Source organism: Pseudomonas sp. Sample_21 (genome assembly GCF_004307525.1).
In the GTDB taxonomy this organism is placed as follows: domain Bacteria; phylum Pseudomonadota; class Gammaproteobacteria; order Pseudomonadales; family Pseudomonadaceae; genus Aquipseudomonas; species Aquipseudomonas atacamensis.
The window spans coordinates 23772-35851 of the sequence record NZ_RCNZ01000088.1; the positions used below are offsets into that span (position 1 = coordinate 23772).

11 protein-coding genes and 2 tRNA genes are annotated in these 12080 nt (G+C 59.2%); 3 read left to right on the top strand and 10 right to left on the bottom strand.

Annotated features, from left to right (window positions below):
• Nucleotides 1-33: 33 nt before the first annotated feature.
• Both D8U71_RS15690 and D8U71_RS15695 read left to right on the top strand, forming a co-directional pair.
• On the top strand, nt 34-426 hold the full coding sequence (locus D8U71_RS15690) for a helix-turn-helix transcriptional regulator (RefSeq protein WP_241664234.1): 393 nt from the start codon (nt 34-36) through the stop codon (nt 424-426).
• Between the two features lie 81 nt (nt 427-507).
• Nucleotides 508-732: a SymE family type I addiction module toxin gene (locus D8U71_RS15695; protein WP_130888174.1), complete on the top strand. Its 225-nt coding sequence runs from the start codon at nt 508-510 to the stop codon at nt 730-732.
• Between the two features lie 362 nt (nt 733-1094).
• On the opposite strand, the gene D8U71_RS15700 is transcribed toward D8U71_RS15695, so the two are convergent.
• Both D8U71_RS15700 and D8U71_RS15705 read right to left on the bottom strand, forming a co-directional pair.
• Nucleotides 1095-1171 (bottom strand) — tRNA-Met (locus tag D8U71_RS15700).
• Nucleotides 1172-1286: 115 nt separating this feature from the next.
• Nucleotides 1287-3344 (bottom strand): methyl-accepting chemotaxis protein, encoded by a 2058-nt coding sequence (locus D8U71_RS15705; RefSeq protein ID WP_130888175.1) that lies wholly within the window; start codon nt 3342-3344, stop codon nt 1287-1289.
• A gap of 332 nt (nt 3345-3676) precedes the next feature.
• On the opposite strand from D8U71_RS15705, the gene D8U71_RS15710 reads away from it, so the two are divergent.
• The gene (locus D8U71_RS15710) at nt 3677-4894 is read left to right on the top strand and encodes an MFS transporter (protein WP_073473520.1); all 1218 of its coding nucleotides are present in this window, start codon (nt 3677-3679) and stop codon (nt 4892-4894) included.
• A gap of 182 nt (nt 4895-5076) precedes the next feature.
• Here D8U71_RS15710 and ychF read toward each other — a convergent pair whose 3' ends face one another.
• The 8 genes from ychF to D8U71_RS15750 all read right to left on the bottom strand — a co-directional run bounded on the left by ychF (nt 5077) and on the right by D8U71_RS15750 (nt 11999).
• Nucleotides 5077-6177, bottom strand: coding sequence for a redox-regulated ATPase YchF (gene ychF, locus D8U71_RS15715; protein WP_016773202.1), 1101 nt, complete (start codon nt 6175-6177; stop codon nt 5077-5079).
• 22 nt (nt 6178-6199) lie between these two features.
• Nucleotides 6200-6784 carry an aminoacyl-tRNA hydrolase gene (gene pth / locus D8U71_RS15720; protein ID WP_016773203.1) on the bottom strand — a complete coding sequence of 195 codons (585 nt, stop codon included), beginning with the start codon at nt 6782-6784 and terminating at the stop codon, nt 6200-6202.
• A 171-nt stretch (nt 6785-6955) separates the two neighbouring features.
• Complete coding sequence (locus tag D8U71_RS15725; RefSeq protein ID WP_024014298.1) at nt 6956-7558, bottom strand: 50S ribosomal protein L25/general stress protein Ctc; 603 nt, start codon at nt 7556-7558, stop codon at nt 6956-6958.
• 141 nt (nt 7559-7699) lie between these two features.
• Complete coding sequence (locus D8U71_RS15730; protein ID WP_003171603.1) at nt 7700-8641, bottom strand: ribose-phosphate pyrophosphokinase; 942 nt, start codon at nt 8639-8641, stop codon at nt 7700-7702.
• Between the two features lie 45 nt (nt 8642-8686).
• A tRNA-Gln gene (locus tag D8U71_RS15735) sits at nt 8687-8761 on the bottom strand.
• A gap of 37 nt (nt 8762-8798) precedes the next feature.
• A complete protein-coding gene (ispE, locus tag D8U71_RS15740; RefSeq protein WP_130888176.1) occupies nt 8799-9650 on the bottom strand; it encodes a 4-(cytidine 5'-diphospho)-2-C-methyl-D-erythritol kinase in 852 nt (283 codons plus the stop codon).
• A gap of 3 nt (nt 9651-9653) precedes the next feature.
• Nucleotides 9654-10271: a lipoprotein insertase outer membrane protein LolB gene (gene lolB / locus D8U71_RS15745; RefSeq protein ID WP_123444159.1), complete on the bottom strand. Its 618-nt coding sequence runs from the start codon at nt 10269-10271 to the stop codon at nt 9654-9656.
• Nucleotides 10272-10274: 3 nt separating this feature from the next.
• On the bottom strand, nt 10275-11999 hold the full coding sequence (locus D8U71_RS15750) for a tetratricopeptide repeat protein (protein ID WP_041480005.1): 1725 nt from the start codon (nt 11997-11999) through the stop codon (nt 10275-10277).
• Between the last annotated feature and the right edge of the window lie 81 nt (nt 12000-12080).

Sequence of the window (12080 nt, forward strand, 5' to 3'; positions counted from 1 at the left end):
GCCTTTCGATTTTATTTTCAGTCGGCCGCTGTCATGAGCATTTCCAATGAGGATCGTGATTTTCTGGTGGCGTTGGGCAGTCGCATTGCACATTTACGCACGGTGCACGAGATAACACAGACGCGGTTTGCAAGGGCTTTAGGTCTTTCCCGGCAGACCTTTCAGGGTTACGAGGAGGGCACGCGCAGCATGCCGGTCACGACACTGGTGAAGATGGCATTTGCGCTTCGCGTTCCCGTTGAAGACCTGCTCGGGGTTCCCTCGTACACGGAGACGCCCAGACGCAGCTTGACCTCGACGTGGTATCGACGGCTGCAGTCCATCAATGAGCTTTCGAAGGTCCAACAAAAGGTAATTGCGCAGATGCTCGACGCCCTGATCGCACAGGCAGGGACCAAAACGAGCAACGAAGAAACAGAAGTTTGAAGTAACCCAAAGAACGCGGAACCAAGGTGCGCGAACACCCTGGCCTCGCTAACCACAAAGCAGCTTAGAAGGAGCTGAACCATGGCTAAAACCAATCATACGACATCAACCCCCATCACTGAACGCCGGTTGAAAATCGCCGCTGATTTTTACCCGGTCCACACAAAGGGCACACCCTACAACCCCGGCAAGCCTGTGCCTTGGATCAGGCTGCGCGGGCTGTGGTTGGGGCAAGCGGGATTCGAGGTAAACGAGAACGTCAAAGTGCGCGTGATGAAAGGGTGTCTGGTGATTACAGCGGAATAGATGAATCATCCAAGTAAAGCCGCAACGCCATTTGCGTAGGAAAAACGCCGCTAACCCTCAAGGGATAGCGGCGTTTTTTCTCATATAGCGCTCTTGATTATCTAGAGTTTTATGGCGGGCGGGGCCCGTAATACCTGGCTAAAAGCCTGGTTGGGAGGAAGGCATTATCTTGAATTTGATATGTGGCTTATATGAAAAAAGGCGCAGTGCAAACTGTAAGAAAGTCTGACGGATGAGCGGCTGCGAGCCCACTGATCAATCGAAAGGGCTGAAGATAGACCTTCTGTGGGTGGGGAACCGGAGGGGAGATTATTGCAGGCATAAAAAAACGGCCTACCTTTCGGTAAGCCGTTTTTAGTACTTGGTGGCTACACAGGGACTTGAACCCCGGACCCCAGCATTATGAATGCTATGCTCTAACCAACTGAGCTATGTAGCCAAGTGGCGCGCATTATTCCCCTGAAATGGCAAAGCGTCAAGCGTAAATCGAAAATATTTCTTCCTGTTTTCAACCGCTTATCCTCCAGCCCCGAAAATCGGGGCCGGGGAGGGCGTCAGCGCAGTTGGAATCTGGCGGTATTGGCGCTCAGGGCTTCGCTGCCCTGGCTCAAGGTGTCCGCCGCGAGGTTTACGGCCCGTGCACCTTCAAGCAAACGCACGGCGGCCTGATCGACCTGTTGGATATTGCCGCTGACTTCATCGGCGGTGCTCGCCTGCTCTTCAACCGCCGTGGCGATCTGCGCGAGGGTGTCGGTGACGCTCTGCACGGCGCTGGCGATTTCACCCAGACGTTCCCCGAGGCCGGTGACCGCTTCGGCATCCGACTGCGCCTGCCCGCACGCGGCTTCCATCAGGCTCACCGCTTCGTTGACCGTAGCGCGAAGGCTGTCGACGGTGCCGGCGATCTGCGCGGTGGACGATTGCGTGCGTTGCGAGAGGCTGCGCACCTCGTCGGCGACCACGGCAAAGCCGCGACCCTGTTCGCCGGCGCGGGCGGCTTCGATGGCGGCGTTGAGCGCGAGCAGGTTGGTCTGCTCGGCGACGCCGCGAATGGTGTCCACGACCAGTTGAATCTGCTGGCCTTGCTCGCTGACCCGGCCAAGCGCGGCGGCGGTGTCGTTCAGGCGCTGATTGAGCTGCTGAATGCTGGCCGTGGTGCGCTGGCTGTCGCGGCTGCTGTCGGCGGCGATGCGCCGGGTCTGCTGGGCGCTGCCGGAGGCCTGTTCGCAACTCTGCGCGACGCCTTGCGAGGTCGCGGCCAATTGCGTGGCGGCAGCTGCGATCTGGCTGATCTGCAACTGCTGCGCCTCAACTTCACCGAGGGCGCCGCTGGAGTGTTGGTTGAGGCTGCGTACCGCGTTGCTCAACTGCGAGGTCTCGTGGTCGACGCCAAGCATGCTGCTGCGCAATTGCACCACGGCGACGTTGAGCGCGGTGCTGATCGCTGCCAGTTCATCGCGCCCCACCACCGGCACTTGCAGGCTCAGGTTGCCGTCGCGCAAGGCTTCGGCGAGCAAGGTGATGCCGCTGGCACTGCGGCGGATCGAGGCTTGCAGGCAGACGAACAGGTACAACGCGGCCAGTAGCAGGCAACCGAAGATTGCGGCGACAACAATGAACTGGCGGATCGCCGAGCTGTAATACGCATCGAGCCGCTGATCCAGCGCGACCAGGGATTGCTGGCGCAGGGAAGCGAGGTCGGTGAGCAGCGCGTCGAGGCTGCGTTCGAAGTCCTCTGGCTTGAGGTTGATGCTGCCGCCAAACACACCGTCGTCGAGAACTTTCAGGCCGCTGTCGAGGTGTTTCAGGCTGTCGTGATACTGGCCAGCCCAGGCTTGCAGCTCGGCTGGCAGACGCGCCTCCAGCAGGCCGGCGGTTTTCACCAGTTGCTCGCGGGCGTCCCCGATGCGACTGCGCAGGTCGCGCAACTGCAGGCGGCTCTGCAGGGTGAACTGCCCGGAGACGACCGAAGCCTGGCCGACCGCGGCGAGACGGCCGACCCGCTCGATCAGGTCCGGTGCGTGTTGCGTGGAAATCTGCGTCAGCAGGTAGGTTTCCAGCCACGGCGCGAGGGTCAGGCGATTGTCCATGACGATCTGCTCGCGCAAGGCTTGCAGCGCGGCCAGGGCATTGGTGAAGCGGTCATAACCGTCCGGCCACCAGCCGACACTGCTCAGGCTTTTCGAATCAAGGCCATTGAGTGCGGTTTGCAGCGCCTGAAAGCGCTCGAGGATTGCGCCGTCGGCGCCTTGCTGGTTCAGGGCATTGCCCAGCTCGGTGGTGGCTTGCAGCACCGCCGGTTGCACGCCGTCGAAGGCAGCCATGGCGGCGAGGGTGGCCGGTGTCGGCTGACGATTGGTCTCGGTGGCGCGCCAGCGGGCGGCGCGGTCGCGTTGCGCGGCGAGCAGGTTATCCAGCGCATCCAGCGCGAGCAATTGACGCACACCGGCACGTTCGCCGGAGATCAGATTGAGCTTCTCTCGATAGTCATGGCCGATCATCAACAGGCTGCCGGCCAGCGGCAGAATGAACAGCAGAAACAATAATTGGAATTTACCTGCGAAGCCAAACCGCCCCAGCAATTTGATCCCCGGTGAAAGGAAAGCCTGCATGCCTCATGACTCCTCTGGACACCACGCACCATTGGCGTGCATCGCGAACCTTTCGGCTGCGACCTGTGCCCTCTAAAAGGCCTCGAAAGTTCACCCATGCCCGCTCTGTAGGCCGGCTCTGTAGCGAAACTTCCCATTGTCGAGCGCCTTTGTAAGGCGATCGTGTTCAAGGGCAGAAGCAAGGCAAGATTCAGACCATGGCGTTGCGCTATCACCGTTTGCTCGACGACCAGTCAGTTAGTTAGCTGCCTAAGGGGATGGCGCGAGCGCACCGAAAAATGGCACATTGACGCACCTGCCTGCGGGCACCCATCTGCTGTCCGGAATTTTCCATGGCTATCAGCAACGTTCAGACCGCCGCTGCCTCGGCGACCGCTGCTCCGCAAAGCAGCCCCTTGGTGATGCGCATCATCGGCGCGGTGGCGCTGGCGCATTTGATCAACGACCTGATCCAGTCGGTTCTGCCGTCGATCTACCCAATGCTCAAAGCCAACTATGGCCTGACCTTCACCCAGGTCGGCCTGATCACCTTGACCTTCCAGTTGACCGCGTCGCTGTTGCAGCCGTGGGTCGGTTACCACACTGATCGCCACCCCAAACCGTGGCTGTTGCCGGCGGGCACGGTGTGTACGTTGATCGGCATTCTGATGATGTCGGTGGTCGGCAGCTTCCCATTGATTCTGCTGGCGGCGGCGCTGATCGGCATTGGCTCGTCAACCTTTCACCCGGAAGCCTCGCGTGTTGCGCGACTGGCCTCGGGCGGCCGGTTTGGTCTGGCGCAATCGACCTTTCAGGTCGGCGGCAATGCCGGCTCCGCGTTCGGCCCGTTGCTGGCGGCAGCGATCATCATTCCCTTCGGCCAGGGCAATGTGGCGTGGTTCGGTCTGTTCGCGGTGTTTGCGCTGTTCGTGCTTTACCGCATCAGCCGCTGGTACGCCAATCACCTGAACCTGTTCAAGCTCAAGGCCGGCCAGGCGGCGACGCACGGCTTGTCGAAGGGCAGGGTGACCAGTGCCTTGGTGGTCCTGGGGCTGCTGGTGTTCTCCAAGTATTTCTACATGGCCAGTTTCACCAGCTACTTCACTTTCTACCTGATCGAGAAGTTCGACCTGTCGGTGGCCAGCTCGCAGCTGCACTTGTTTCTTTTCCTGGGCGCAGTGGCGGCGGGGACGTTCTTCGGCGGGCCGATCGGGGACAAGATCGGGCGCAAGGCAGTGATCTGGTTTTCCATCCTCGGCGTCGCGCCGTTCACCTTGATCCTGCCGCATGTCGATCTGTTCTGGACCAGCATTCTCAGCGTGGTGATCGGCTTCATTCTGGCGTCGGCTTTCTCGGCGATCGTTGTGTACGCGCAGGAACTGGTGCCGGGTAATGTCGGGATGATTGCCGGGATCTTCTTCGGCCTGATGTTCGGTTTCGGCGGGATTGGTGCCGCGCTGCTCGGGCATCTGGCGGATGTGCACGGGATTGAGTATGTGTACTTCCTGTGCTCGTTCTTGCCGTTGTTTGGTGTGTTGGCGATCTTTTTACCGCGTACCAGAAAGGCCTGAACAGACGAATCGAACTGTGGGAGCGAGCCTGCTCGCGAATGGGTGGGTCAGTTGACGAATGCTTAGCTTACACGCCACATTCGCGAGCAGGCTCGCTCCCACAGGGAAATGTACTCAGTCACTGAATTTCAGGCACAAAAAAGCCGCGTATGAAACGCGGCTTTTTCTTGCCCGGCTGTTGCTTAGACGTTGAAGCGGAAGTGCATCACGTCGCCGTCCTTGACGATGTAATCCTTGCCTTCCAGACGCCATTTGCCGGCTTCTTTGGCGCCAGCTTCGCCTTTGTACTGGATGAAGTCGTTGTAGGCGATGACTTCGGCACGGATGAAGCCTTTTTCGAAGTCGGTGTGGATCACGCCAGCGGCCTGTGGGGCGGTGGCACCGACCTTGACGGTCCAGGCGCGGACTTCTTCGACACCGGCGGTGAAGTAGGTCTGCAGGTGGAGCATTTCGTAGCCGGCGCGGATCACGCGGTTCAGGCCAGGCTCTTCCAGGCCCAAGGCCTCGAGGAACATGTCCTTCTCTTCGCCGTCGTCGAGCTCGGCGATTTCCGCTTCGATCTTGTTGCACACCGGAACGACCATGGCGCCTTCTTCTTCGGCGATGGCCTTGACCACGTCCAAGTGCGGGTTGTTCTCGAAGCCGTCTTCAGCCACGTTGGCGATGTACATGACCGGCTTGGTGGTCAGCAGGTGGAAGCCCTTGATCACTGCCTTTTCGTCAGCGCTCATGTTCTTCATCAGGCTGCGTGCCGGCTTGGCTTCGGTGAAGTGCGCGATCAGTTGCTCGAGCAGAGCCTTCTGAACCACGGCGTCCTTGTCACCGCCCTTGGCGTTGCGCGCGACTTTCTGCAGTTGCTTCTCGCAGCTGTCGAGGTCGGCGAAGATCAGTTCCAGGTCGATGATTTCGATGTCGCGTTTCGGGTCGACGCTGTTGGACACGTGGATCACGTTGTCGTCTTCGAAGCAGCGCACCACGTGAGCGATAGCGTCGGTTTCGCGGATGTTGGCCAGGAACTTGTTGCCCAGGCCTTCACCTTTCGAGGCGCCGGCGACGAGGCCGGCGATGTCGACGAATTCCATGGTGGTCGGCAGGATGCGCTTCGGATTGACGATGGCCGCCAGAGCTTCCAGGCGCGGATCCGGCATCGGCACGATGCCGCTGTTCGGCTCGATGGTGCAGAAGGGGAAGTTCTCGGCCGCGATACCGGATTTGGTCAGGGCGTTGAACAGGGTGGACTTGCCGACGTTAGGCAGGCCGACGATGCCGCAATTGAATCCCATGGTGTTTCCCCTCGGGTAAAAGTCAGGCCTTCTGGCTGTGCAGGTTTTTCATCGCGCGGTTCCATTCCCCGGCGAGGATATCCGGCAGCACGCCGAGGGCAAAGTCGATGCTGGCATCGAGTTTTTCCTGTTCGGCGCGTGGCGCACGACCCAGGACGAAATTTGAAACCATACTGGCAACGCCCGGATGGCCGATGCCAAGCCGCAGGCGGTAGAACGTATTCTGATTGCCCAGTTGCGCAATGATGTCGCGCAACCCGTTGTGACCGCCATGGCCGCCGCCCTGCTTGAGCTTGGCAACGCCCGGAGGCAAGTCGAGTTCGTCATGCGCCACGAGGATTTCTTCAGGCTTGATGCGGAAGAAACCGGCGAGTGCCGCCACGGCCTGGCCGCTGCGGTTCATGTAAGTGGTGGGAATCAGCAGACGAACATCCTGACCCTGATGCGAGTAGCGCCCGGTCAGGCCGAAATATTTGCGATCGGCCACAAGATTCACATTCTGTGCGTGGGCGATGCGCTCAACAAAAAGGGCCCCTGCGTTATGCCGGGTCTGTTCGTATTCAGCGCCTGGATTTCCCAGGCCAACGATCAGTTTGATGGCAGTCACGATAGGGGCCCTTCCTTGGAGTGGTGGATAACATCGCCGCGATCGGGGAAAGCGGCGAAAGTGGACGAAAAATGCTCATTTACCATGGATGTAAACTCCGCGTTCTCGCCCGCTTTCTCGCTACGTTCCAGTCCGCGATGTTACTTGCTCACTCCGGCATGACAGAGTGAATTACTCTGCTTCGCCTTCTTCGGTAGGTTCTGCAGCAACACGTGGAGCGTGGACGTTGGCAACAGCCTTGTCATCGCCGTGTGCCAGAGCAACGAACTCAACACCTTTAGGAGCTTTGAGGTCCGACAGGTGAATGATGGTGCCGATTTCTGCTTTCGACAGATCGACTTCGATGAACTCAGGCAGATCTTTTGGCAGGCAGGTCACTTCGATTTCAGCAACAACGTGCGAAACTTCGCCGCCTTTCTTCACTGGAGCTTCTTCGCCAACAAAGTGTACAGGCACGATGGCGGTCAGTTTCTGGCCGGCAACAACGCGTACGAAGTCAGCGTGCATCACGTGGCCTTTGGCCGGGTGACGCTGCAGAGCCTTGATGATGACGTTCTGCTTGGTGCCACCAACGTTCAGCTCGATGATGTGGCTGTAAGCCGCTTCGTTTTCGAGCAGTTTGGCAACTTCTTTGGCCAGCATGCTGATGGATTCAGGGGCTTTGTCGCCACCGTAAACAACAGCTGGAACCAGAGCGGCGAGACGACGCAGGCGGCGGCTCGCACCTTTCCCCAGGTCGGAACGCACTTCAGCATTCAGAGTAAAATCGTTCATTTTGTATCTCCAAAATAGCCATGACCGAGTGGCGTTTGCGACCAGCGCCGAACACGGTATGGGCAAAAAAGCCCCGCCCCGACAGGAATGCCGGGGCGGGGCGCTTTTCGTCAACGAGACATTTCGCGAAGGGCAGGGCCCTTAACGGAACATCGCGCTGATCGATTCTTCATTGCTGATGCGGCGAACCGCTTCGGCAACAACCGGTGCGATATCCAGTTGACGGATACGTGCACAGGCTTGTGCTGCAGCGGACAGCGGGATGGTGTTGGTCACCACCAGCTCGTCCAGCACGGAATTTTCGATATTCTCGATGGCCCGGCCCGACAGCACAGGGTGTGTGCAGTAGGCAAAGACCTTGGCTGCGCCATGCTCTTTCAGGGCCTTGGCCGCGTGGCACAGGGTGCCGGCGGTATCGACCATGTCATCGACGAGAATACAGGTACGCCCTTCGACATCACCGATGATATGCATCACTTCAGAGTGATTGGCTTTCTCACGGCGTTTGTCGATGATCCCGAGATCGACGCCCAGCGACTTGGCAACAGCCCGTGCACGCACGACGCCACCAATGTCCGGGGACACGATCATCAGGTTTTCGAAGCGCTGATCTTCGATGTCATCCACCAGAACCGGGGAGCCGTAGATGTTATCTACCGGAATATCGAAGAAGCCCTGAATCTGGTCAGCATGCAGATCAACCGTGAGAACACGGTCGATGCCGACTACGGTAAGCATGTCAGCAACGACTTTCGCGCTGATAGCCACACGTGCGGAACGCGGACGGCGATCCTGACGGGCATAACCAAAATAAGGAATAACAGCAGTGATACGAGTAGCCGAGGAGCGGCGGAAGGCGTCAGCCATCACTACCAGTTCCATCAGGTTATCGTTGGTCGGAGCGCAGGTCGGCTGAATAATGAAGACGTCTTTACCGCGAACGTTTTCATTGATCTCGGCTGTGATTTCGCCGTCGGAAAATTTGCCGACAGAGATGTCACCGAGAGGGATATGCAGCTGACGTACGACACGCCGAGCCAGATCGGGGTTGGCATTCCCCGTAAAGACCATCATCTTGGACACGCGCAGTACCTAGAGGCTGAGGGTAACCTGGATGAGTAGAGAAAATGGCAGGGGCGGCTGGATTCGAACCAACGCATGGCAGGATCAAAACCTGCTGCCTTACCGCTTGGCGACGCCCCTGTATCTGTTGCTTTCAAGTGCCGGGCACTTGATTCCTTTAGAGCAGACTTTGCAGCTTGCGATGCAACATCGAAACGTTGCTTCCTTTAGCTACAAACCCTGTAAGGGTCTCTGTCAGAAGGGCCGAGACTTTATCAGCTTCAGCTTTGCTTGGGAAGCCCCCAAACACACAACTTCCAGTTCCGGTGAGCTTTGCTTCGGTAAATTTACCTAACAAATCCAATGCGTTACGTACCTCTGGATAACGCCTTGCTACCACCGGCAAGCAGTCATTTCGACTGTTTCCCTCGGGAACGGGGCGCACTTTAATGGGCGGTGTGTTACGTGTCAACAAAGGATCGGAAAAAATTTCTGCCGTACTAACAGCGACTTGCGGCACGAGCACCAGATACCACGGTTCTTCGGGGTCGACCGGTGTCAGTTTCTCGCCGACGCCCTCGGCAAATGCTGCATGGCCACGGACGAACACCGGTACGTCGGCGCCCAGTGACAAGCCCAATGCGGCGAGACGATCTTCATCCCAGCCCAGTTGCCACAAATGGTTGAGACCGAGCAAAGTCGTCGCCGCATTCGAACTGCCGCCACCGATGCCGCCGCCCATGGGCAGGACTTTGTCGATCCAGATGTCTATGCCGAGCGCGCAGCCGGACTGTTGCTGCAACATCTTCGCCGCGCGCACGATCAGGTTGCTGTCGTGGGGCACGCCGGCGAACTCGGTGTGCAGTTGAATCGCGCCGTCATCGCGCACGGCGAAAGTGAGTTCATCGCCGTAATCGAGGAATTGAAACAGCGTCTGCAATTCGTGATAACCGTCTTCACGGCGACCGAGAATGTGCAGCATCAAGTTGAGTTTGGCCGGTGAGGGCAGGGTCAGGCGTGCAGCGGTCATGCTTTATTGCCCCAACTTGCGCGGTTGCCAGGTCTTGATCACCAGCGTCACGTCGAGGTCGGTGCCGTGCAGCTTGATGCGCTCGGGCAGCCAGTAACCATTCTGTTCGGTGTAGGCGGTGTATTCGACTTTCCAGCCGTCCTGCTCAAGGCTGGCCAGACGACTGTTGGCGTCCAGGTTCAAGCGACTCTTGCTTTCCGGAGCGGGCAGGCCACGAACCCACCAGGCCAGATTTGACACCGGTAATTTCCAGCCCAGCTGTTCTTCGAGCAGCGCTTCGGGTGACTGCGATTCGTAGCGGCCCTGGTTGGCGACTTCCAGCGACACCTTGCCCGGACGCCCGGTCAAGCGCGCCGCGCCACGACCCAGCGGGCCGGACAGGCGAATGTCGTAGTAATCCTGACGTTGCAGCCAGAACAGCGTGCCGCTGCCGGAATCCTTCGGCGCGCGGATGCCGATCTTGCCGTCGATCTGCCAGCCGTCGAGGCCGGTCAGTTGCTGTTTGTTTGCCGCCCACTGGGCCGGGCTGCCGTGGCCCTCGACCGATTCGCGAGTGCCGAACCCCGAGCAGCCGGCGAGCAGGGCGATGAAGCTGAAAACAATAACGTGGCGCAAAAGCATGGTTTAAAGATTCTCGGATCCGGTCAGGCGCTTGATGGTGCTGCGCAGAATGGTGCTGTCGGGCTGATCCTTGAGGAACTTGCCCCACACTTGTTTGGCTTCGCGTTGATTGCCCTTGGCCCAGAGGACTTCGCCAAGGTGCGCGGCGACTTCGTGGTCGGGGAAACGCTCGAGCGCCTGGCGCAGGTATTTCTCCGCATCGTCCAGATTGCCCAGGCGATAGTTCACCCAGCCGAGGCTGTCGAGTACCGCCGGGTCTTCCGGATTGATCTGGTGCGCCTGCTCGATCAGCGTTTTCGCTTCAGCGTAGCGGGTGGTGCGATCGGACAAGGTGTAGCCCAGCGCATTGAGCGCCATGGCGTTGTCCGGGTCGCGCTTGATGATCAGGCGCAGGTCTTTCTCCATTTGCGCCAGATCATTGCGTTTCTCCGCGAGCATGGCGCGGGTGTAAAGCAGATTGAGATCGTCCGGGTATTTCTGCAGCGCTTGTTGCAGAACCTTCCAGGCCTTGTCGTCCTGTTTGTTGGCCGACAGGCTTTCCGATTCGATCAGATACAGCTGGATCGCGTAATCCGGTTGCTCGTCACGCTCGGCCGCCAGCTTGCTCTGCGCTTCAGCGGTCTTGCCGTTGCTCATCAGGATATCGGCCTGACGCAGCTGTGCCGGCAGATAGTCATTGCCCGGGCCGACCTGTGCGTATTCGATGAGCGCGCCTTGTGGGTCATTGCGCTCTTCGGCAATTCGGCCGAGGTTCAGGTGCGCCGAATCGACATGGCTTTCGCGAGCGATCAGGTCTTCCAGATAACCCTTGGCCTCATCCCACGCCTTGGCTTCCAGGCACACCAGCGCCAGCGAATAACGCAGTTCATCGTCTTCCGGGTATTGCTGAACGAGGGTGGAGAATTCGGCCTTGGCGTCGTCCATGCGGTCCTGTTCGACGAGCATGCGCGCGTAAGTCAGGCGCAGGCGCTTGTCTTCCGGGTATTTCCTGATGCTTTTCTGCAACAGCGGCAGCGCTTCGTCGCCACGGTTGAGCAATTGAAGCAGGCGCGCACGCAGCAGGATCGGTGCGATCTCGCCATCTTCCGGCGGGTTGTCTTCGAGTAGAGTCAGCGCACCTTGATTGTCGCCGTCCTGCTGCAACAGCAGAGCCTTGCCGAAAATCAGCTGATTGTTGTTCGGGTGGCGCTCAAGCAAACGGTCGAAGCTTTTCATCAGGCCGTTGCGGGTTTCCTGATCGGTGTCGGCGGCCGACAACGCAAGGAAATCGAAATGGGTGTCGCCCTTGCCCTGCAGGACTTTCTCCATGTAGACCATGGAGTCGTCGTAGCGCCCGGCGCGGGCCAGTTGCACGGCGGCGGCGCGTTGCGCTTCGAGATCGTCCGGCGCGTTGCGCGCCCAGATCAGCGCGGTGTCGAGGGCCGGTTGATCGGCGCCCAGATATTCGGCGATGCGGAAAGCCCGCTCGGAGACGCCCGGATCCTGGGTGTTGATGGCCTGGGTCACGTAGTTGTCCAGGGCAATGTCGAAACGATTGCGCTGGCCGGCGAGTTCGGCGCTCAGCAGGCTGAACACGGTTTCCTCGCTGAATGAGCCGTAAACCTTGGGCTTTTCAGGTGCGGGCGTGGTGTCTTCGACCGGCGGGGTGCCGTCCGGCGCAACGGGCGCCATGGCTTGGCAGCCGCTGAGGAAGACAAAAGCGAGGAGCAACGCGGAAGATCTATTCATATAGGAAGAGGACGACTAACCTGCGGTCGGATCATCATGACACAAGCCTTCGGCCAAACATAACCGAGACTCAATTGTGGC

What these genes read in the sequence shown, in the direction of transcription:
- D8U71_RS15690 (WP_241664234.1), top strand. Translation starts at nt 34, where the DNA reads ATGAGCATTTCCAATGAGGATCGTGATTTTCTGGTGGCGTTGGGCAGT.
- D8U71_RS15695 (WP_130888174.1), top strand. Translation starts at nt 508, where the DNA reads ATGGCTAAAACCAATCATACGACATCAACCCCCATCACTGAACGCCGG.
- D8U71_RS15705 (WP_130888175.1), bottom strand. Translation starts at nt 3,344, where the DNA reads ATGCAGGCTTTCCTTTCACCGGGGATCAAATTGCTGGGGCGGTTTGGC.
- D8U71_RS15710 (WP_073473520.1), top strand. Translation starts at nt 3,677, where the DNA reads ATGGCTATCAGCAACGTTCAGACCGCCGCTGCCTCGGCGACCGCTGCT.
- ychF (WP_016773202.1), bottom strand. Translation starts at nt 6,177, where the DNA reads ATGGGATTCAATTGCGGCATCGTCGGCCTGCCTAACGTCGGCAAGTCC.
- D8U71_RS15725 (WP_024014298.1), bottom strand. Translation starts at nt 7,558, where the DNA reads ATGAACGATTTTACTCTGAATGCTGAAGTGCGTTCCGACCTGGGGAAA.
- ispE (WP_130888176.1), bottom strand. Translation starts at nt 9,650, where the DNA reads ATGACCGCTGCACGCCTGACCCTGCCCTCACCGGCCAAACTCAACTTG.
- lolB (WP_123444159.1), bottom strand. Translation starts at nt 10,271, where the DNA reads ATGCTTTTGCGCCACGTTATTGTTTTCAGCTTCATCGCCCTGCTCGCC.
- D8U71_RS15750 (WP_041480005.1), bottom strand. Translation starts at nt 11,999, where the DNA reads ATGAATAGATCTTCCGCGTTGCTCCTCGCTTTTGTCTTCCTCAGCGGC.